Raw genomic sequence first — 22,053 nt, forward strand, 5'->3', positions numbered from 1 at the left:
GTCTATCATGGTATCCCGACCTCTGAGTTGTCTCCCAGCATGAATCGATACGTCGACGGCGTTCCTGGATCGCGCAAAATCTTCACATTCTTACCGATCAGGCTATCGGTCATCCGGCTTTGAAGCCCGCTGAGGTCACTGCCTTCCAAAACTATACTGTGTTCAATTGCTGAGTCATGGACTCTTACATTGTTCATGATCGAGGTAAATGGTCCAATGTCGGCACTCGTGATCCTTGCATCTGCACCAATAATTGCTGGCCCTCGAACCTTAGACTGTTTGATCGATGCACCTGGCTCAACGACCACGTTCCCGTCAATTTGGGAGTCAGTGTCGACCTCACCGTCGATCCTTCGCTCCATAGTTTCTAGGATTAGTCTATTGGCTTCGAGTATGTCTTCTAGTTTGCCGGTGTCCTTCCACCATCCGTCGACGATATGCGGTGTCACCGTTAGACCATTATCAATGAGCTGTTGAATAGCGTCGGTTATTTCCAACTCATTACGCGGACTAGGTGAGATGTTCCGAACAGCCTGAAATACCTCAGGTTGGAACATGTAAACGCCGACCAGAGCTAAGTCACTCTTAGGTTTCGCCGGTTTCTCGACAAGCTTTTTCACACGGCCATCTTCTGCAAGCTCTGCAACGCCGAACCTTTCTGGGTCCGATACGCGCGCAAGCAGGATCTGAGCGGCCGGTTGTGCGTCAACAAAACGTTCAACGAAAGGTACGATGCCCTTTGCTAGGAGATTGTCTCCAAGGTAGACAATGAATGGATCGTCGCCAATGAAGGATTGGCTAATGAGTACGGCATGTGCCAGACCACGTGGCGCGTCCTGTTCGATATAGGTGACGTCAATATTCCAGGCAGCGCCGTCACCGACGGCTGCGCGTATTTCCGCCTGAGTATCGCCGACGACAATTCCGATATCACGGATCCCTGCGGCAGCCAGTGCTTCGATGCCGTAAAACAACACCGGCTTGTTCGCGACGGGAACTAGCTGTTTAGCGCTGGTGTAGGTCAGGGGGCGCAAGCGAGTGCCTCGTCCCCCGCTTAGAATCAATCCTTTCATCGGAGTTGTTCCTGATTACCGAAAAAGGCACCAAAAAAGTTTGAGAACGACCCAATACCGGCCAAGGTAAATGAGACGTTGATTCGGCGGTCGACAGGCATACGGCTGTGACGTCCGTAGTAGCCTCTAAGCCCTGTAAAGTTGAAGCTTTGATACTCCGCGGATATGCCACAGCATTGGGCGTTGTAGTACGCCATAAAACGCTGTTGCATAAAGCTGTTTCTTAACATGTCGTAGTTAAACGTGTAGATGCCCCCTGCACGATTTCCACGGGAACGTATGATTGTCGATGCGTTGAGATAGTGGTTAAGTTGCGCGCGATTGTTGAACCCCTGAAGCCCCTCGATGTATCGGCGCTGGCTCCATCCGCCTGTCGTCTGGAGCCAATCGCTCACTGCCAGCGTGCCGCTTGCACTGATCTCGCGAAATGCGCCATAACGTGTGTCGTACTCTGCCCGTACCGAGGTGTTGATTTGGTCGTTTGGGCTGCTACGTACGAGCAGTGAAACGGGAGTCAATCGGCTGGGTGCTGTACCGTTAAAGCTTGTCCGAAATCTACGATCAAATTGTGAGGCTCTGTCGTCGGTGTAAAAACTCTGAAGAAGTGAAATGCTCAACACTTCGCGAGCGTCCCCTTGGCGCCGACGGGCCAAGAATCGGTTGACGAGGCCATAGCCTAGCCGCGTCACGCTGCCCACGACCATGTCGGTTCCTTCGAGTTTGACGATTTGATTAAAGTTGTTGATCGCCGTTGCGCGCTGCACTGTAACCGTTGGCTCAATCAAGTGTTTGAAACGCTCAGCATATCCACTGTTCGGGGTATCCCAAATTTTCATGAAGACCGGTCCAGTAATGGTTGACTGTAAGTCGAAGTACTGGCGAAAAATGCCTTCGTCGACCTGTAAACTTTGCTCTGGGTCGAATCGTTCTGTCCAGTAGGTGCCTCGCCACGCTACCGAAGTATTCACTGTCAAGAATGGCCATTTTGTGAACGGAATCCGAATTTTCGGATTGAAATCAAGGCGGGTTAGTCCGAGGTCCTTAACCTGGTCATTGCTACGTCCCTGTCGGACTAGGGTCCCAGCCTCAGCTCCCAGTGAGAAGTAGATCGGCCAGTTTTGCGCGATTGGCCGATCAGCTCGTCTCAGCGAGAGCCTTGGCGTCGATCCGACTAGGGTTGATGCAGTGTCGCCAAAAAAGGTTTCATTCCAGTCGAACGTTCCACTCAGGGTGTAACTGCCCCAGTTACCCTGAACGTTGCCCAGGAACCGCCGCTGTCGACGGGAGGCTTCGAGCACGTTCGTATGAAAAGTTTGTTGGACAGTAACGTCTGAGAAGTAATCGACCCGTCCACGGGCACGAATGTTAGAACCAAGCGATTGGTTAAAATCACCGGTCAGCTGAAAGCTTCGCCTTGCCGGTATGACATCATTCTCATCCTCCGAAAGGGTAATGGCAGGTTCGTTGAGGAAATAGGCCGTTAAATCACCACGAGAAGTGCCGGCTCCAACATACCGGTACTGCGCGCCTGTTCCCTGACCCGCAGTCGAGAACCAATCATGCATGATCGTCGCGTCGTTACTGCGGTTGATTGCCCAGAAGAAGGCGTTGCTCAGTGACTGTCCCCTAAACGTCGAACTACCGTACGCGGGAAGCAGGAAACCGGTTGACCGATCGTCCTCTTGAATCGGATAGTACATCACTGGAAGGTATAAGAGCGGCACTCCTTTTACTTTGAGAACCGTGTTCTTAAGAATTGCGTAATCATCGAGGTTCACCACGGCCGAACTCGTTGTTAGCTGCCATCTGGGCGTCGGCTGTACGCAAGTCGTAAAGCCACCATCTGTGATGCGATATTTACGAGGTCCGAGCTTGTCAATTGTCTCTCCGTAAAAATACACATCAGGTTCTTGAGTACCAAAAAAGCTTCGGTCAACCTCGGCGTCTCTTAACGAAACGGTGCCGGTGGCTACAAAAAAAGTACCGGTTCGAGTTTTCATATCGAACTCGACACGATCCGCAGCGAGGCTAGTGTCGGCCGATGTATAAACGACGTTACCACTAGCTACTAATCGCTCCGTATCAGTAAATAACTCAACCTCTTCAGCAAAGAATTTCCAGTCGTCACGCTCAATCTCCACCGCACCGATCAGGCGCACATGGTCATCACCAATTCTTTCAATGCGAAATTGTCTAGAGTTGTAACCCTCGAGTAATTGGGCTACGCCCACGAGTGGAAACATTAAGATGCAGATAAGAATGAGTTGCAGCAGGCGAGTCATTCGCAAAGCGCAGGTGTCAAGATCGCTGCGACTCCTATTAGAAACGCGGCGCGCTGTCCGGATGCGCCGAGGACGCCACGTTACTAAAACCCCATCAACCAGCATAGTCATCAGTTAGAGTGCATCGGATGTTCTCGTTGGCCTCAATGGTGCTGAGGAGGTGACCGACCAAAAAGATTGATCCTGTTGCACAAGTGTCAGGAGCATCACTTAGGGCCAATGCCACTGCAGCCTGTGGGTCTGATTCAATGGCTACGTTCGTTTTCGGCGAACGCTCACGCACGCAGTCCGCAAGGATACTCGCGGAAATCGCGCGCTCAGTGGCCATCGTTGTACAGACAATATGACTTGCGAGCGGCGCCAGCATGTCAATGATACCCGCTATGTCCTTATCCCGCATGATGGCTAGCACGAACGACAAAGGAGCATCTCTGACTTCAGCAAGATATTCAGCTAATGCTCTGGCTGCATCGGGATTGTGAGCGGCATCGAGCAGAACACGGCCGGAAGGAACCTTGATCCATTCCAGTCGACCGTGCCAGGTTACGTTGGTAAGGCCAGAGATAATTGCTGGTGTGCTTACCTTGATTCCTTGGCACGCTAGCCCTTCAAGCAGTCTCACGGTGGTGACCGCGTTTACGGCTTGGTGTCGGCCCTGAAGGCCTAGACTGACTTGGTCGTAATGCCGCACGGGAGTTTCAAGTGACAGCCGCGTGGCATCTGGAGTGCAGTGGACACTCACGGAGATACCCTGTTGCGAGTCGATAAATCTAGCTCCCCGCTCACGACACGTTGCTGCAATGAGGTCTTGGATCTCCGGCACAGTTTGACCTAGCACGACAACGGTATTCGGTTTGATCACCCCGGCCTTTTCATATGCAATATCGGAAATCGATTTTCCAAGCTGAGCTTCATGGTCCAGGGCAATTGTTGTAATTGCAACTCCGACAGGATGGACCACATTTGTTGCGTCAAATCGACCACCAAGACCAACTTCTAGTACCGCAAGTTCAACTTCGGCTTGCCTGAATGCGACGAAGGCCGCAGCAGTCGTGACTTCGAAGAATGTAGGCGATACTTCGAGTCGGCCCTCCCGGCGCAGCCGGTTGACCGCATGCCGGACAGTTTCAACGGCCAAGTCAAATTCTCTGGTTGTTATTGGCTTGCCCGCAATCGAAATTCGTTCCTCCAGCCGGACTAGGTGAGGTGACGTGTAGCGCCCCGTGTGGTATCCATCAGCACGTAGGGCAGCTTCAGTCATCGCTGCGACTGAACCTTTTCCGTTGGTGCCCCCAATCACGAGTGATTTGAATGTTCGTTCGGGGTGTGCGAGTGCCTCGCACAGTAGGTTCATGTTGTCCAAACCCAGCTTGATACCGAACTTCTCGAGGTCACGTAGGTAGGAACTCACGTCCGCTGAGGGTGTGAGATTGACCATTTCAGGGTGTGGGTTCTGAGAAAGTTCAGGGCTTCTTGGTTGCGTTGGGCCTATCCGTGCCTGAATCTGTTTCCTTACGTGGACCCGACACTGATAACTCAGCCGGTCCGGTATCAGGCCCTGTATCGACTGATTCGTCTAGGCCTTTCTCGACTGCCGTTGTTTCTTGAGAGGTGGTATCCACCACAGTGCGGTTTGCACCCATAAACCTCAATGCTCTCGACAGCGTTTTCTTGAGTTCCCGACGGTCCACGACAGCGTCAAGCATGCCGTGTTCTTGAAGGAACTCACTACGCTGAAATCCCTCAGGTAATTTCTGACGGATTGTTTGTTCGATTACTCTTGGGCCAGCGAAGCCAATTAACGCCTTCGGCTCGGCAATGTTGAGGTCGCCCAACATCGCAAAGCTGGCTGTGACTCCGCCCGTGGTGGGGTCGGTAAGGACCGAAATGTAGGGGAGCCGTGCCCGGTCTAATCGGGCCAAGGCTGCGCTGATCTTGGCCATCTGCATCAGAGACAGTGTTCCTTCCATCATACGGGCACCACCGGAGCATGACACGATGACGATAGGCAACAGATTGTTAAGAGCTCGCTCGATGGCGCGAGTAATTTTCTCACCCATAACGATGCCCATGCTGCCACCGATGAACCCGTATTCCATCGCCGCAATGACGGCGGGGTAGCCGTCGACCTGCCCGGAAGCAACGATGATCGCATCCCTGAGTCCAGTTGATGCCATCCCTGCTTCCAGCCGTGCCCCGTACGGTTTCGTGTCTTCGAACTTGAGTGGATCAGTTGAAGCGAGTGATTTGTCGTGTTCAACCCACCCATCGTCAAACAACGACTCGAGACGATCGACTGCGCTTAATCTGAAATGAAAACCACACTTCGCACAAACACTCAGATTGGCGACTAGGTTCTTCTTATAAAGGATTTGCGCACAAGCAGGGCACTTAGCCCAGAGCCCTTCTGGGACGCGACTCGCGCGCCCTACTCTTGACTCGATCGGTTTCCGACGTCGCTTGAACCACGGCATGGAGTTTTGAGCTTAGGAGGTGCTATGGGTAGAGGTCAAGGTCAGGGGCTTCCAGTGTTGGGCGCTCTAATCACGAAAATACGACTCACCCTCCCGTCCGCGGCACGTAATACCTGGTTCCCAGCCCCATGTCGCGAAGTTGCCGTGAGAGATCTTCTAGGGCAGCGTCATTCCAGGATATGTCGAACTGTGAAGTCTCTACAACTAGCAGCGGAGTGGCGGTGTAGTGAAAAAAATATTTGTTATACGCTTCGTTGAGCTCCTGAACGTAGCGCGCATCGGGTAACGGCCGCCTGGGATCTCTCTTAGCCCTTTCTTTCAGCCGTCGATTTAGCACTTTCGAGGGCGATTGGAGATAGATGACGAGGTCAGGTGTGACCACGTCCTGGACCAGCAGATCGAATAGACGTTGGTAAATGGAGAGCTCGTTGTCGTCAAGATTTAGATAGGCGTAGATTTTGTCTTTGGTAAACAAGTAATCGCTGATGGTTGATTGATTAAACAGGTCAGGCTGTTGTAGTTGCTTTTGCTGCCGGTGACGTGCGAGAAGCGAAAATAGTTGGGCCTGAAACGCAGCACCTGGGCGGGCAGCATAAAAATCGGCAAGGAAAGGGTTCTCAGTTACGTCCTGTATCGGGGCCGCATCGAGTCGCACCGCGAGTCGCTCGGCGAGCCGTGACTTACCGGCTCCCAACGGGCCTTCAATGGCAATGTGACGGAAATCCAATCTGCTGTTCAGTATAGCAGCGATTTCAGGTTGAATGAGGACGTAGGCCATGGAATAGGCAGCTCTGTACGCATGGTAAGATCCCTTGTTCGAGGGGTTGCGAACGCGGCGCGCATTCGCAATCGACTGGCACGGGTTCCCGATCTTTTGAGTCCAACTGACGCACGGTGAATAATACTTTTATGAGAATTAACCGGATCGAATTGCGGCTGGTCCGACTGCCGCTCGTCCAGTTCTTTGAAACTAGTTTCGGAAGAATTCATGACCGAGAGTTCATCGTTGTAATGGTGGACGGTGACGGCCAGCGTGGTTACGGTGAGTGTGTTGCCGATCGTGATCCGTTCTATAGCTCTGAGACATCCAAAACCGCTTGGCATATCCTGACGGACTATCTCGTACCACTTGGACTAGGTGTTGAGTTTTCGCATCCGCGTGACGTTTTTCCAGCTTTTGCTCAAGTGCGAGGACACAACATGGCCAAGGCTGCACTTGAAATGGCTGCCTGGGACCTTTATGCTCGCCAGTCCAGCCTGCCGTTGTCCCAGGTGCTTGGTGGTTCTCGCACCACGATTGCGTCAGGTGTTTCAATAGGGATCCAAGATTCGCTCGAACAACTTGGCGACAAGGTTGCTGCGGAATTGGCAGCCGGGTACAAGCGCATCAAGATGAAGATCAAGCCAGGCTGGGATATTGAGGCCGTCGCCTCAGTCCGCCAGCGCTTTGGCGGAATTCCACTTATGGTTGACGCAAACGCTGCTTACACGCTAGCGGATGCTGAGCACTTAGCGATTTTGGACCAGTATGACCTAATGATGATCGAACAACCTCTACATTACGACGACGTTCATGATCACGCTCAATTACAAAGGCGACTCCGCACCCCAATCTGCCTCGATGAATCGATTCACACGCTGCACAACGCTACGGAAGCGCTCACAGTGGGAGCGTGCCGTATCATCAACATTAAACCGGGTCGCATTGGCGGCCATGCGCAGTCGATCCATCTTCACGACTTGTGTGCTGAGCACGGGGTTCCGGTGTGGCATGGTGGGATGCTTGAGAGCGGGATCGGACGGATGCACAACATCCATCTTTCAACGCTGCAGAACTTCACGCTCCCGGGCGATGTGTCGGCGAGTTGTCGCTATTTTGAACCAGATTTGATTGAACCTCCGGTCGAATTACAGAGCGACGGAACTATCAGTGTGCCCACGTTGCCTGGTCTGGGAGTGACGGTTGTCGAGGAACGAATTGACCGCGCGACTGAACGTGCGGTGACTCTGGGCCCGTAGCATGACCCCGCCTCTAGAAGGAGCGCAAGGGTTGCAAGGAAAACGTGCGACCGGCTCCATATTGCACTGGGGGGGAACGGGAATAGCGCTCTCACTGCTTATGGCCGGTTGCGCAACAGCGCCGCCGACGGTTGCTCCGGCCTTGACGACCAGACAGAAGCTCGCCGTCATTCTCCAATTGGAGCATCAACGTGTGATCGTTCCGCCTGAGGGTGCTGTGGTGCCGCTGCCTGGCTTGATGCCTGGCACGCCTCTTCCTCGGACACCCAGCTTATTCGAGTTTCTGGAAGACCCTGTGGCCAGAGTAAGACGTCGATCTGCGATCGCACTCGGAAGGGTCGGCTTATCCGATGCAGTGGAGCCACTTAGTGCATCTCTTGCTGATTCGAACCCCGCCGTGCGTCAGATGGCCGCGTTCTCTCTTGGTTTGATCGGGGAGCCGGAAGTCGCTGATGTACTCATGACCGCGCTCAGCGACCCGGATCCACTGGTGCGTGGTCGGGCAGCGGAGGCGCTAAGTCGGCTCGGGGTGCGTGAGGCAGCGCCAGCCGTCGGACAGATGGTCTCAGAGGTTGCTTCCATAGCTGCTCAAGTAGATCCCGATGACATGACCTATCCCCAGCCCCCTCCTGTCGAAGCCTTCCGTCTTGGGGTGATTGCACTTACGCGTCTTGAGGCGTATCAGTCGCTGTCGACGGCGCTACTTGATACTAATAATCTTTCAATAGTGCGTTGGTGGCCGGTGGCCTGGGCGTTCCAGCAACTTGCTGACCCAAGGGCAGCCGGAGCACTCACGGAGCTAATCGGAGGATCCGGCAGTTATCGAATTTCGTTTGCTGCCAGAGGTCTGGGACGTCTCGGCGATCCCACAATGGCTGAATTATTGGTTCCACTTCTTGATCCGCGCCGATACGACTCCCAGGTCATCGTGTCTGCAGTTCGGGCCTTGGCTGATTTGGGTGCCCGGGAGAACATCCCGACATTGATGCGCCTACTACAGGAACCAGATCTCGATTTCGCGATACTCATCGAAGTATTGAAGGCGCTCGGGCGAGTGGGTGGAGCTGAGTCGACGGACCTGTTTCTAGATCTGCTGTCACATCCGCGGTCAGCGATTAGGGTGGAAGCGCTTCGAGGACTGGCGAATTTCGATTCTCAAACATTTGTTCTTATGCTGTCAGGATTCGACGGTGATCCGCATTGGAGTGTCCGCGCGGCCCTCGCGGACATCCTTGGTTCAATGAATTCTGATCTGGCCATGGCGCGTCTTGAGGCGATGCTGGACGACCCCGACCGCCGGGTGTTGCCATTCGTGCTCAGAGGCCTGGATGCATCTAGAGCTACCGAGGTCGCGCTTCAATATTTGGCAAGTGACGATGTTGTGATGGGAAGGGTTGCGGCACAGCAACTCGGTGTGCATACATCGGCTGAAGGAGCCTTGGCTTTGAAGCGGGCCTATGAGATGAGCCAAGGAGGAGAGAGGGCAGTCTTACGGCGTGCCATCGTTGAGGCGATTGTGACCTACGGGGGCAGTGTTTCTGCGGAGTTAATGCACGAAGCGCTGAAAGATTCGGATTGGTCTGTGCGAACTCGTGCGGCGCAAGTGTTGGACGCCGAGGAGGTCACCAAACCATACGAGGGCAGAATCCGTCCGTTGCCAGCACCCGGCTTTGAAGAGGCTCTGACGCTGGCCGTTCCTACAGTGTCTCCGCAGGTCTACCTTGAAACGGACGCGGGAACGATTCAGATTGAATTATTAGTACTTGATGCCCCTCTATCGAGCAGTCGTTTCGCGGAGTTGGCTGGGAACGGGTATTTCCACGGAGTGCCGTTTCACGATGTAGTCGCAAATGGTCTGGTGAGGGGTGGAGACCCACGTGGCGACGGATTTGGAGGTACGGGTGTTACCTTGCGAGATGAGTTGAGTGAACGACCGATACTTCGTGGAACCGTAGGTTTAACGCTGCAAGGGGAAGAGCCAGAAACCGCAGAGGGGCAGTTCTTCATTGCACTCACACCTCAGCCTGAGCTCGATGGGCATTACACGGTCATCGGACGCGTTGTAGACGGAATGGCGGTCGTCGACGGTCTGACTCAATGGGACGTTATCCGGCGAACCCGTGTGTGGGATGGAGTCTCGATGACAGGACTAGAGTGACGCCGAAAGCATTGTGCAGTTGAAAAAAGGGGGCGACGATCGCCCCCTTTTTCGTTACGCGGGAAGGCACTCTTAACGCTTCTTTGCGCCCTTCTTCTTAGCCGCCTTCTTCTTCTTCTTAGCTGCTTTTCTCTTTGCCATTGTCGCCTATTCCCCCCCTTCATCCGGAGATTTCGACGTGCACAAAAATTTAGGGGGTGTCGATGTTGTTGACACCCCCATACAGATTGTCGAAAGAATCAGCGCTTCTTCGCGCCCTTCTTCTTAGCCGCCTTCTTCTTTTTTGCCTTCTTTTTCGCCATTGCTATCCCCTATTAGGAGTCTATCTACGACGATTAACAGCTAACGAACTAACACAATAGGTAGGCTTAGTGAACTTCCCTCATACAACATATAGATTATTGATAAGAAAAATGTGGTGTCAAGGACAAAGTGCACAAAATGTCAAAAAAGTGTCGCCGAAGCGCCCACAACAGGGTGTGTCGGTCGCTAGAGCGCACGACTGTAGACTTGTAATTAGAGCGCCCTGTCCACTCTCTGTCCTACGCGATCTGCTCGATGAAAAAACTCATCACGGGAAGCTCGTCCGTAATAATTTCTTGGCAGCATGTTTCTCCAATGCCAATTGTATTAACCGATCCAACAACTCGACATACGCCACTCCGCTCGCCTCCCACAGTTTAGGATACATGCTGACCGTTGTGAACCCTGGAATCGTGTTTACTTCACTCACGAACAATTCCTTCGTCTCGTCATTCAAAAGGAAATCCACCCTAGCCATTCCTGAACCATCAATGGCTCTGAACGCGGTCACAGCGAGGTGCTGCACCTTATCGGTTAGCTCAGCGTCAAGTGGAGCCGGAATCCGGAGTAACGAACCTTCGTCAACGTATTTTGCCTCGTAGTCGTAGAACTCTCGCGATGGAACCACCTCTCCAGGTATCGAAGCCTCGAGTTGATTGTAACCGAGGACAGCACATTCGATTTCCCGCGCGTCCGGCACGGCCTGCTCGACGACAACCTTTCGATCGAACTCCGCCGCATAGGACATTGCAGCTTTCAGATTGTTTGCAGATGTGACCTTGGAGATACCGACACTTGAACCGAGATTGGCCGGTTTAACAAACACTGGAAAGCCGAGTTCGGAGGCAATCATCTTACAGATCGCGTCCGGTGTGCTGGTCCAGTCGGATTGCCGAATAATGCGGTAGTCGACTTGAGGTAAATTGTTCGCCGCGAACAGTTGTTTCATCACGGCCTTGTCCATGCCCACCGCCGAGGCAAGAACACCCGCCCCGACGTAGGGCATGTCAATCATCTCCAACAGGCCCTGCACCGTGCCGTCCTCGCCGTAGGGACCGTGTAAAACCGGAAAGACTACATCGAGTGCAAGGTCTTGAACCATCGCAGACGGCTCATTGATTCTAGGCCGGCCTGGAATGCCATCTTGGTGATTTCGGACAGTCCCAGCTGCTCTCAAACGCGCATGTTCAATTAGCTCTGAAGCCTGAACGACTGTCGGTGGACGCTCGGGCTGGCTCCACCGTCCATCTTTACCAATGAGGATTGGAACTGGCTCGTAACGGCTCGGGTCTAGATGGTGAACGACAGCGGCCGCGGAGGCTAGCGAGACCTCATGCTCGCCGGAGCGCCCACCGAAGAGTACGCCGATCCGCATCCGTGTCACCGCTTTGTCACTTCAAACTAAAATGGGAATCGCCTATCCTGTTCAAAAAACTCGCATAGTATACGCTTAATGAGCGGCGTCTTCGACTTTCAAGTTACCGAGCGTGACGGTGATGCCCGGTGCGGCAGGTTGTCGACGCCACACGGTGTCATACATACGCCCGCCTTCATGCCGGTAGCCACTCGCGGCACGGTCAAGGCCATGACCCATCGGGACCTGCTCGGTATGAAAGCCGAGGTGATTTTAGCCAACACGTATCACCTACACCTACGACCTGGCACTCACCTCATTGAACAGTTGGGCGGCCTGCACCGATTCATTGGCTGGGACCGGCCTATTTTGACGGATAGCGGTGGTTATCAAGTGTTCAGTCTCGCTTCACGGCGAACCGTTGATGAGCAGGGGGTGCGCTTCAGATCCCATTTAGATGGCGAAGAACACCTGCTTACGCCGGAGGGAGTCACCGATCTTCAGTGGGCACTCGGCTCAGATGTCGCAATGGCTTTTGACGAGTGCGTTGCTTATCCTTGCGACGCATCTGACCTAGGTCGCGCGATGGAGCGGACACTTCGGTGGGCACAGCGCGCTCGTCAGCGATTCAAGAGCCTCCGTGAAAACAGTGCCGGGGTTAATCCCGGACAAGTACAATTTGGTATTGTGCAAGGAGGTGTTGACCACAAACTTCGAGTGATCAGTGCACGGGAAACGGTCTCGCTGGGCTTTGACGCCTACGCCATTGGAGGCCTCAGTGTTGGTGAGCCCGTGCAGGTTATGTACGAGGTCGTAGGCGAGACAGCACCACGACTTCCGGAGGGGTGTCCACGTTATCTGATGGGGGCCGGCACCCCTGTTGACCTTGTTGAAGCCGTGTCGCGGGGTATCGACCTCTTTGACTGCGTCCTTCCGACACGAAACGCCAGGAACGGACAGCTATTCACTTCCAAAGGGCGTCTTAACATCAAACAGGCACAGTTCGTCGACGATATAAGACCCCCAGATGAGCAGTGTAAATGCTACACCTGCCAACGTCACTCGAGGGCTTATTTGAGACATCTTTACCTTGTTGATGAAATGTCTGCGTCGACCCTTAACACGTTGCATAATCTCCACTTTTACCTTGACACAATGCGGCGGGTTAGGGAATGTATAAAGCTCGGCACGCTGGAAACACTCAGACAGGAATTCCGCCTGCTCGACTCCTGACTTCCAACGGTCAAGGCCTGAACGGACACTGACTGAAAGACACGCGTCGACTAGGCAAAGCTGCTGAGGATTCCATGCACGACGGGTGACCAATGATGAGGTATTCAATGTTTACCGATCCTTCACTAGTTGTGGCGATGGGCGCTCCGCCTGAATCGGGCGGGAGTGTCTGGCTGCAGTTTGTGCCTTTCGCTATGATTTTAGCGATCTTTTATTTCGTGATCTTGTTACCAATGAAGCGGAGACAGAAAAAGGTACAGGATTTTCAGGGGGCGCTTAAGGTGAACGATCGCGTCGTCACGACTAGTGGCCTATATGGCATTATCACGAAGCTGAACGACGAACGCTCGGTGCAGGTTCAGATTGCTGAGAAAGTCAGAGTCGACATTGCCCGGGCGGCTATCGGTGGCTACCAGGGGCAGGAGCCGGTAGTCAAGGATTCTGGACAAAACTGAATCGAATAGAGTCGCTGTGCGTGCGACTCGGTAAAGTGAATGAATAAGAATCTTCGTTGGAAACTTCTTTTGATAGTTGGGATCGTTGCTTTGGCAGGATGGTCCGTGTACCCACCAGAGGAAAAAGTTCGCCTAGGGCTCGACCTGAAGGGTGGGGTCCACATGGTTCTCCGCGTACAGACTGACGATGCGCTCCGCATTGAAACTGAGACAAGTCTCGAGCGAGTGCGCGAGATACTGGAAGTGCGAAGCATCGGGGTTGGAGCTATGACGATGGAATCCCCGACGCGTTTTCGCATTGAGGGTGTCTCTCCTGCGCAGGACGCCGAGTTTCGAGCGATTACTGACGAGCAACTACTGGTGGTCTATCGCCGGGAGTCCAGTGCCGGCGGGCGGTACGCGTTCGAGATGAGGCCTAATATGGCCGTATCGTTACGTGAAGAGTCCGTTCGGCAGGCGCTGCAAACCATTGAACGGCGCGTCAACGAACTGGGTGTCAACGAACCAATTGTTGCTCCACACGGTGTTGGTGGAGACCAAATTCTGGTTCAGTTGCCAGGCGTCAGTGACGTTGCGCGTGCTAAAGAGATTATTCGTTCCACGGCGCTTCTCGAGCTAAAACTTGTTGAGCAGGGTCCAGCAATATCGCGAGAGACTTTACTGCAAGCCAACGGAGGGCGGTTACCGGATGGGATGGAGGTGGTGCCGGGTACAGACGACACGCTCACTCCTGGTGCGGCACCCCAGTCTGTTTTTTACCTTGTGCGTCGAGTAGCTGCGATCACCGGGAGGGACCTGCGAACTGCGCGTTCAACGCTTGACGAGTATAACCAACCCGCGGTCAGTTTCTTGTTGAATGGTGATGGGGCCAGAAAATTTGGGAATATCACCAGCCAGAACATCGGTCGTCAGTTGGCGATCATTCTTGATGGTCGGGTATATTCCGCACCGGTTATCGAATCACGGATTACGGACGAGGGACGAATTACCGGCTACTTCAGTCAAGAAGAGGCTGCGGACCTTGGCCTTGTGCTTCGTTCGGGTGCGTTGCCGGCTTCTCTCACCTATCTAGAAGAGCGCAGGGTCGGCCCGACGCTCGGTGCGGACTCTGTGCGTGCTGGAATTCTTGCGTCCGTGACCGGACTGTTGCTCGTGGCATTTTTTATGCTCGTCTACTACAAGTTGGCCGGTATTAACGCAATCTTATCGGTCGCACTCAATCTACTGATTCTGCTGGGAGTGATGGCGTATCTGAACGCAACGATGACACTTCCTGGTATTGCCGGATTTATCTTAACGATTGGAATGGGTATTGATTCGAACGTACTGATCTTTGAGCGGATCAAGGAAGAGTTAGCATCCGCGAAAAATGTCAGACTCGCGGTGGCGGCAGGGTTTGACCGTGTGTTTCTGACCATCCTCGACACACACGTCGCGTCGCTAATTGCTGCGGCATTCTTGTTCCAATTTGGCACAGGCCCAATCCGAGGGTTTGCGACCACGCTTTTCTTTGGGCTGCTATCCAACGTCTTCACGGCCGTGTTCGTCTCGCGGACGCTGTTTGAGACAATTCTTACTCGTCGACGAGTGGCGAAACTCAGCATCTGACATATGCAGATCTTTAAGACTCCGAATATCAATTTTTTCCGTTGGCGGTGGCAGGCAATTGGAGTGTCGACCATTGTCATTCTCGTCGGCGTGAGCACGATTTGGTCTGGGGGCGGCTTACCGCTTGGTATTGACTTCTCAGGTGGAACGGCAGTTGTCCTGCGCTTCGAGGAACGAACACCCGAAGAGGCAGTCCGAATGGCCATATCCAGTGTCGAGGGCGAGAAGGTCGTGCAGCAGTATGGTGATCCAGCCGAGAACGAGGTGCTCATAAGGCTCCCACAAATTGCTGAAGAAACAGGAGCCAGCTTGGAACAGGGCGCCAACTCTGTTGTTGAAGCGATTGAGTCGGCTGCGTTAGGAGAGTTTGAGGTGCAGAGCACCGACATCGTGGGGCCTGTGATTGGTCGGGAACTGCAGCAGAAAGGGATCTATGCCACGCTGGCAGCGTTGGCAGGCATCCTGATCTATGTCGGTATCCGGTTCAGGTTTAGCTTCGCTGTAGGCGCGATTGCTGCCGTGTTCCACGACATCCTCGTCACACTGACTTTTTTGACGGTCTTCGGCTACGAGCTGTCGCTGAATGTTGTGGCTGCGATCTTGACAATCACTGGTTATTCGGTCAACGACACGATCGTTATCTTCGACCGGGTGCGCGAGAACCTGCGTTCGATGCGTCGAGACAAGCTTGAGTTGGTTGTCAATAGGAGCGTGAATCAGACTCTGGCTAGGACGATTATTACTTCGGCCACAACGTCGTTGGCCGTTTTAGCTTTGTTCCTCTTCGGGGGTGAGGTGCTACATGGCTTTGCTTTTACGATGCTGGTCGGCATCATTAGCGGTACTTACTCAACAGTGTTTATTGCGGCGAGCACAGCTGTTTTCGTGAATGAACGCCGTGCTAACCAGCGAGTTTCTACTGCACCTGGGCTGACGGGCGGGAAGAAAAGGTCCCGGCGGCAGAAAATGAAAATTCGAGCCTCGTAATCTGTTGAGTCAACCCCCTGAGCATGCTCATTGCCGCCCTCCTTGGTGTTATTCAGGGGCTCACGGAGTTCCTGCCGGTTTCTAGTTCAGCTCATTTATTGTTGGTCAGAGAGTTTCTTGGATGGGACATCGGTCAATTTGGGCTCGCGTTCGATGTCGCTTGTCACCTTGGGACCCTTTTGGCAGTCGTGGTGTTTTTCTGGCACGACCTTACGGCTATGGCTCGGTCGTTGCCGCGTGTGCTCTCGACATCGCCTGGAGACGCTGGTCGCCAAGTGCAAATGCTTGTGCTTGGAACCCTGCCTATTGCTGTTAGTGGCTTAGCGTTTGAAGATGTCGTTGAATCGTCACTCCGCACTCCTGGTGTGACCGTATTCACACTGTCACTCGGCGCCGTCGCGTTCTTTCTTGTTGAACGAATGTCGCGTGGAATCGGCGACGGACGAACGGTGACTTGGTTGGTGGCACTGGCGATGGGTGTAGGTCAGGCGATAGCACTGATTCCAGGCGTCTCACGGTCGGGTGCCACAATCGTAGTTGGTATGTCCTTAGGCCTCTCTCGTTCAGCGGCTGCTCGCTTTGCTTTTCTATTGGGGCTGCCGGCGATCATGGCAGCTGTTGGGCACACTGCGATCACACTCGAACCTAGTGAGGTAACGGGCTCGGTGGTTGTCTGGTTTCTGACTGGTCTTGTAATGTCGGCTATCGTGGGTTACGCGGTGATTGCTTGGTTCCTGCGATATATTGTCAAGCATTCGCTTGATGTGTTCGCGATCTATCGTCTAGTGCTGGCCGGCGTGGTATTGGTCTGGCTCTGGGGTGCGTAAGTTTTTCCACCAAGAGGTCTGGAAGATTCGGTCATTATTTGATCAGAACTGGTTGACTCAATGCAATGGTTCCGTCGGAGTTTGATCGCGGGTTTTTTCGTGACCGTACCGCTCATTGTGAGCGTTGTGGCGCTGGTTTGGATGTTCCAGTGGATTGATGGTCTTATGGGCCCATACCTGGTCCGCTGGTTGGGGCAGGAGGTGCCGGGCCTAGGTTTGCTCGCGACGATTGCAGGGATGCTTATCGTCGGCGCGGTCGCGACCAACGTCCTTGGCCGTCGGCTGGTGGAGCGCGCAGAGAAATACCTGATGCGGGTGCCGATTTTTAAGACGGTCTACGCGCCCGTAAAACAACTCATGTTGGCTTTTTCCCCTGACAATGAGTATGGATTCAAAAGGGTGGTCATTGTCGAGGACCTGGAGCGCGGTTTCGTTCTCGGATTTCTAACCAAAGAGTTCGACCTTGACCGTGGTCTCGGAGCCGAACGACTCATGGCGATTTATGTTCCGACCAACCACTTATACTTAGGAGACATTCGAATCTACCCGAGTCGGCTTGCCCGCTTTCCTAATATTACGGTTCAAGAAGGGATTAGGATTTTTCTGACTGGTGGGATGGCTGTTGCTGATCTTGTCCGTGCGGACATAGAGCAAGTGTCCGATGGTCAGGCGTCAGAGCCTCTGTGATCGCTTGCCTGCCTAATACGAGCCAGTAAGACCTGTCACACCAGTCCGAATGGGTGGACGAGGGAAGCTTGATGGCTCCTCAGGTCGCGTTGTTTGTGTGAACTCGATTGACACATACGAGACTGGATTGTTACATTGACGGGTTTCTTGGCGTGGTAACGGTGTCGGTAAGAGGTGTGACCGAGAGGAAATATCGATGGAACAACGGCTCTTTTTGATGTTCGGCTTTGGCGCCCCGTTGTGCGCAGCTATTTTTGCTTTCGTTCTTATTCGGCAAATCAATCAGCGTGATGCTGGTAATGAACGGATGCAAAGTATAGCGGCTCTCATTCGGAGCGGAGCCATGGCCTTCTTACGTGTCGAGTACAGCGTGCTAGCTGTGTTTGTCGGGGTAATGTTTATCGTTCTTGCGGTCTTCCTGCCCCGGAGCGGCATGACGACGGCCATCAGTTTCCTTGTTGGAGCTGTACTTTCAGCGAGTGCCGGTTGGGTGGGTATGCGAACTGCGACTAGTGCGGCCGTTCGAACGACTCACGCTGCAAAGACTAGTCTTGGAAGCGCGCTGAGAGTGGCGTTTTGTAGCGGTGCGGTGATGGGATTGACTGTTGTGGCGCTTGGCACGCTAGGAATTGCGATCCTGTACTCAACATTTGGAGGACTAGATGGAGCCGGAGCTGCGGCCATCGAATCGCTCTTCGGCTTGTCGCTTGGAGCTTCGTCAATCGCGCTTTTTGCCCGCGTGGGCGGGGGCATTTATACCAAAGCAGCCGATGTTGGTGCTGATCTTTCCGGCAAAGTAGAGGCGGGTATCCCCGAAGACGACCCTCGCAATCCGGCGACTATCGCCGACGCGGTGGGCGACAACGTTGGAGACGTAGCGGGCATGGGTGCTGACCTGTTCGAATCCTACGTAGGAAGCATTATTTCCTCGATTGCCCTTGCGTGGGCGATGACGGCATCATCGGCCCAGGCGTTATGGGGCTTATCGGCAAGCGACTTCGGAACAGTGCAGAATGGCCTGGTTTTGTTTCCGGTCGTACTTGCGGGTGTCGGTGTACTGTGTTCAATCGTCGGTACGTTCGCCGTGCGAACTAACAACGAGAAGGCTATTCAGGGTGCCCTGAACCGCGGTCTATTCACAGCGTCAATCTTGGTCCTCCTCGCTACTGCTGGATTGGTTTCCGTAATGGGCTTACCGCTCGCGATACTTTGGTGTGTCGTCGCGGGGCTGACCTCTGGTGTGGCGATCGGCAAATTAACCGAGTACTACACTGCAAAGGATCTCGCGCCAGTGCAGAGGATTGCTCAGCAGTCGGAGACTGGTCCGGCCACTAATATCATCGCCGGCTTAGGAATCGGAATGATGTCGTGCGGAGGGCCGATTCTAGTGATTTGTCTGGCGATCTTCCTGAGTTTCGGTTGGGCAGGGCTTTACGGCATCGCCATTGCTGCTGTTGGGATGCTATCAACGCTCGGTATCAGTTTGGGGGTTGATGCCTACGGTCCAGTGGCGGACAACGCTGGAGGCATCGCTGAACTCAGTCGATGCGAACCGTTCGTGCGAGAACGTACCGACGCGCTGGACGCAGTTGGTAACACAACGGCCGCTATCGGAAAGGGCTTCGCGATTGGGTCGGCAGCGCTAACGGCGTTGGCACTGTTCAGCACGTATCGAGCGACCGCTGATGCGGCGGTCGAGGCGGCAGGCGGCTCCGCTTCGTTCGACCAACGTCTGCTCAGTCTCAATCTCGACAATCCAAACGTTTTGCTCGGGATGTTTATCGGTGGAATGTTGCCATTCATCTTCTCGGCGTTAACCATGAACGCAGTTGGACGCTCGGCCAATAAGATGATTGAAGAGGTCCGGCGACAGTTCAAAACGATTCCTGGACTGTTGGAGGGGAAGGCCGAGCCCGACTCAGCGCAATGCGTTTCAATTTCGACAAAGGCTGCTATTCGGGAGATGTTGATGCCGGGCTTATTAGCCGTTATCGCGCCCATCGCTACGGGCTTTGCCCTTGGTGTTGCTGGGCTGGGTGGGCTCCTTGGCGGTTCGCTGGTAACCGGCGTCCTCATGGCGTTGATGATGGCCAATGCTGGTGGGGCCTGGGACAACGCGAAAAAGTATATTGAGGAAGGTCATTTAGGCGGTAAGGGATCCGAGCCGCATAAAGCGGCGGTCATTGGAGATACGGTTGGAGACCCCTTTAAAGACACAGCGGGTCCGAGTTTGAATATTCTTATCAAACTGATGAGCATCGTATCGGTCATCTTTGCCCCTCTGGTGGTCGGCTGGATGCAGTGAGGCTCTAAAGGTATGATTTAATTAGTTTTGGAGGATTTGGCTTTTCGATTTCCTCGTGATTTTGGGCTGCCAAATTGTCCAGTCTTTTTCGATGAAGCTTTGCCGGTGGGGCTGATTATTGGTTTAGGAACACGCTGCCTGGACTTTGTGGCGTTTATTAGTTGACGCGGGTTTTTCGCTCTGCTTAGAATGGACGGTCATGTGCTGCTTCATTCGCGGATGCGGCGCGTAGGAGGTTGATATTGGCTGAGATGTTCGGTGACATTACCAACCCCCAGGTGAGGGTGGGATCGCAGAAGTGGTACACCGTGCCGGTGTCGATTCTTCTGCATGTCCTTCTCGTTGGCGCGGTTATTATCGTTCCGTTAATGGCGGCTGACATCCTGCCGACTCCACCAACGATGATGGCTTTCGTGGCTGCTCCACCGCCACCGCCGCCACCGCCGCCACCGCCACCACCACCAGCCTCTGTGGATAGACCGCCGCCACCGGACATCACCCCGGACGCTGCGCCGGTTCAGGCTCCTGAGCAAATCACTGCTGAAACCGGTATCACCATCGATACGGGAATTGTCGGTGGTGTTGAAGGTGGCGTTGCTGGCGGTATTGTAGGCGGTGTTGTCGGTGGCCTAGACTTAGCGCCGCCACCACCGCCGCCACCACCAGCTGAGCCGATCCGTGTGGGTGGCAACATCAGGCCGCCGGCGAAGACCCGCGACGTGGCTCCGATCTATCCAGCGATTGCGCAGTCAGCTCGAGTGCAAGGGATTGTGATTATTGAAGCGACCATCGCAGCGGACGGTCGAGTGACTGATGCCAATGTGTTGCGCTCGATTCCTCTGCTTGATGCTGCCGCTCTGACGGCGGTGCGACAGTGGGAGTTTTCGCCGACGCTTCTGAATGGGATTCCTGTTCCAGTCATCATGACGGTGACGGTGAATTTCACGCTGCAGTAGCGTGCTACGGTCGACGGATTTGAGAGACAAGAATTTAATGAAGATGTGGAAGTGGGGCCGTCCTAGCGCCCACTCACCGGAGGCCGGAACAATCTGTTTTTTAAACGGGAGGATGGGCGATGGAAGGAACTAATTTAGTCGAGATGTGGGGACAGATGGGTTTTGTCGCGAAAGGGATCGCGGTCGTCCTCTTCTTCATGTCATTCTGGTCGGTCGGCGTGGCTGTTGAACGGATGTTTACCTTCATGCAGGCTCGGAAGCAGTCGAAGGAGTATGCACCGCAGGTGGCCAAGCACCTCAAGTCTGGTAGCTTGAAGGATGCGATTGCCCTTGCAAAGAAGGAAGACTACAAGTACAGCCACTTGGCCAAAGTCGTCACGGCGGGAATTCAGGAGTATCAGTTCCAGCAGGAATCTGGTGGCGGCCGCCTGCAACGTGACGACATGCTGGATACTGTACGACGGGCGATTCAGCGTGCATCGGCTCTGACGGCCAACGACCTGAAGAAGGGTGTTCCGTCGTTGGCGACCATTGGTTCAACGGCGCCGTTTGTTGGCTTGCTTGGCACTGTTGTCGGTATTATCAACGCCTTTGTCGGCATTGCGTCGACTGGGTCTGGTGGTATTGGTGCGGTGTCCGCAGGTATCGCGGAGGCGCTTGTGGAGACCGCGCTCGGGCTCGTCGTGGCCATACCGGCGGTCTGGTTCTATAACTATTTGACCGGCATAGTCGATTACTTCAACGTTGAGATGGACAACTCGGCATCTGAGTTGATTGACTACTTCATCAAGAAGACGGCGTAATAGTCTGTCCGCTCACGTCTGCCATGGTGCCAAGCAGGTGCCATGGTGTGGCGCGGGACGCGCGTGTTTGCGTAACAGACAAGGAGACTCTTTATGGCTATGGACCTGGGCGGCGCCAAAGGCGGGGTCAAGTCCGACATCAACGTCACACCACTGGTTGACGTGATGCTGGTGCTCCTGATCATTATGATGCTCGTTGCCCCAATGTTGCAGCAAGGTGTCGATGTTCGGCTGCCACAGGCAGCGAACACAGTCGACAAACCGGAGACGCAGGGCCAGACGGTACTGTCGATAACTGCCGACAGGCGGTTTTATGTCAATTCCGTCCAGGTGGCTGAAACCGAGATGCTGAATCGCATCCAGGGCGCGCTTGAAGAGACGCGTGAGCGGATTGTCTTGATTAAAGGCGATGAAGATGCGTCGTATGGCTCGATCATGACGGTCATGGATGAATTGCGGCGGGTTGGTATCGAGGACGTCGGTCTTATCGTCGATCGCCGGCTGCGGGCAGGCATCGGAGGTGACTAGT

At 54.1% G+C, this 22,053-nt stretch carries 18 protein-coding genes; 12 read left to right on the plus strand and 6 right to left on the minus strand.

What is annotated here, in order from left to right:
- Positions 1 to 5 precede the first annotated feature (5 nt).
- The 5 genes from QGH09_00675 to QGH09_00695 all read right to left on the minus strand — a co-directional run bounded on the left by QGH09_00675 (position 6) and on the right by QGH09_00695 (position 6,607).
- A complete protein-coding gene (locus QGH09_00675) occupies positions 6 to 1,073 on the minus strand; it encodes a glucose-1-phosphate thymidylyltransferase (GenBank protein HJO16702.1) in 1,068 nt (355 codons plus the stop codon).
- Positions 1,070 to 3,355, minus strand: coding sequence for a putative LPS assembly protein LptD (locus tag QGH09_00680; GenBank protein ID HJO16703.1), 2,286 nt, complete (start codon positions 3,353 to 3,355; stop codon positions 1,070 to 1,072). Before QGH09_00680 ends, QGH09_00675 begins: the two co-directional genes overlap by 4 nt.
- A 94-nt stretch (positions 3,356 to 3,449) precedes the next feature.
- Positions 3,450 to 4,793, minus strand: coding sequence for a folylpolyglutamate synthase/dihydrofolate synthase family protein (locus tag QGH09_00685; GenBank protein ID HJO16704.1), 1,344 nt, complete (start codon positions 4,791 to 4,793; stop codon positions 3,450 to 3,452).
- Positions 4,794 to 4,818: 25 nt separating this feature from the next.
- A complete protein-coding gene (gene accD / locus QGH09_00690; protein HJO16705.1) occupies positions 4,819 to 5,829 on the minus strand; it encodes an acetyl-CoA carboxylase, carboxyltransferase subunit beta in 1,011 nt (336 codons plus the stop codon).
- An 85-nt stretch (positions 5,830 to 5,914) separates the two neighbouring features.
- Positions 5,915 to 6,607, minus strand: a complete 693-nt coding sequence (locus QGH09_00695; GenBank protein HJO16706.1) for a deoxynucleoside kinase — start codon at positions 6,605 to 6,607, stop codon at positions 5,915 to 5,917.
- Positions 6,608 to 6,738: 131 nt separating this feature from the next.
- On the opposite strand from QGH09_00695, the gene menC reads away from it, so the two are divergent.
- Both menC and QGH09_00705 read left to right on the plus strand, forming a co-directional pair.
- Positions 6,739 to 7,848 (plus strand): o-succinylbenzoate synthase, encoded by a 1,110-nt coding sequence (menC, locus tag QGH09_00700; GenBank protein ID HJO16707.1) that lies wholly within the window; start codon positions 6,739 to 6,741, stop codon positions 7,846 to 7,848.
- Between the two features lies 1 nt (position 7,849).
- A complete protein-coding gene (locus tag QGH09_00705) occupies positions 7,850 to 10,006 on the plus strand; it encodes a HEAT repeat domain-containing protein (protein ID HJO16708.1) in 2,157 nt (718 codons plus the stop codon).
- Between the two features lie 571 nt (positions 10,007 to 10,577).
- Here QGH09_00705 and QGH09_00710 read toward each other — a convergent pair.
- Complete coding sequence (locus tag QGH09_00710) at positions 10,578 to 11,684, minus strand: D-alanine--D-alanine ligase family protein (protein ID HJO16709.1); 1,107 nt, start codon at positions 11,682 to 11,684, stop codon at positions 10,578 to 10,580.
- A gap of 78 nt (positions 11,685 to 11,762) precedes the next feature.
- Here QGH09_00710 and tgt point away from each other — a divergent pair, with 78 nt between their 5' ends.
- From tgt to QGH09_00760, 10 genes are all read left to right on the plus strand, one after another.
- Positions 11,763 to 12,896: a tRNA guanosine(34) transglycosylase Tgt gene (tgt, locus tag QGH09_00715; protein HJO16710.1), complete on the plus strand. Its 1,134-nt coding sequence runs from the start codon at positions 11,763 to 11,765 to the stop codon at positions 12,894 to 12,896.
- A gap of 107 nt (positions 12,897 to 13,003) precedes the next feature.
- Positions 13,004 to 13,351: a preprotein translocase subunit YajC gene (gene yajC, locus QGH09_00720; protein HJO16711.1), complete on the plus strand. Its 348-nt coding sequence runs from the start codon at positions 13,004 to 13,006 to the stop codon at positions 13,349 to 13,351.
- A gap of 39 nt (positions 13,352 to 13,390) precedes the next feature.
- Complete coding sequence (gene secD, locus QGH09_00725; protein HJO16712.1) at positions 13,391 to 14,959, plus strand: protein translocase subunit SecD; 1,569 nt, start codon at positions 13,391 to 13,393, stop codon at positions 14,957 to 14,959.
- Between the two features lie 3 nt (positions 14,960 to 14,962).
- On the plus strand, positions 14,963 to 15,946 hold the full coding sequence (gene secF, locus QGH09_00730; protein ID HJO16713.1) for a protein translocase subunit SecF: 984 nt from the start codon (positions 14,963 to 14,965) through the stop codon (positions 15,944 to 15,946).
- A gap of 23 nt (positions 15,947 to 15,969) precedes the next feature.
- Positions 15,970 to 16,773, plus strand: coding sequence for an undecaprenyl-diphosphate phosphatase (locus QGH09_00735; GenBank protein HJO16714.1), 804 nt, complete (start codon positions 15,970 to 15,972; stop codon positions 16,771 to 16,773).
- 60 nt (positions 16,774 to 16,833) lie between these two features.
- Positions 16,834 to 17,460 (plus strand): DUF502 domain-containing protein, encoded by a 627-nt coding sequence (locus QGH09_00740; GenBank protein ID HJO16715.1) that lies wholly within the window; start codon positions 16,834 to 16,836, stop codon positions 17,458 to 17,460.
- 196 nt (positions 17,461 to 17,656) lie between these two features.
- Positions 17,657 to 19,765 carry a sodium-translocating pyrophosphatase gene (locus QGH09_00745; protein HJO16716.1) on the plus strand — a complete coding sequence of 703 codons (2,109 nt, stop codon included), beginning with the start codon at positions 17,657 to 17,659 and terminating at the stop codon, positions 19,763 to 19,765.
- Between the two features lie 251 nt (positions 19,766 to 20,016).
- Positions 20,017 to 20,721, plus strand: a complete 705-nt coding sequence (locus QGH09_00750; GenBank protein ID HJO16717.1) for a TonB family protein — start codon at positions 20,017 to 20,019, stop codon at positions 20,719 to 20,721.
- A 119-nt stretch (positions 20,722 to 20,840) separates the two neighbouring features.
- Positions 20,841 to 21,524 (plus strand): MotA/TolQ/ExbB proton channel family protein, encoded by a 684-nt coding sequence (locus QGH09_00755; protein HJO16718.1) that lies wholly within the window; start codon positions 20,841 to 20,843, stop codon positions 21,522 to 21,524.
- Positions 21,525 to 21,617: 93 nt separating this feature from the next.
- Complete coding sequence (locus QGH09_00760; GenBank protein HJO16719.1) at positions 21,618 to 22,052, plus strand: ExbD/TolR family protein; 435 nt, start codon at positions 21,618 to 21,620, stop codon at positions 22,050 to 22,052.
- The last annotated feature ends 1 nt before the right edge of the window (position 22,053 follow it).

The organism is Vicinamibacterales bacterium, assembly GCA_036012125.1.
Taxonomy (GTDB): domain Bacteria; phylum Acidobacteriota; class Vicinamibacteria; order Vicinamibacterales; family UBA823; genus UBA11600.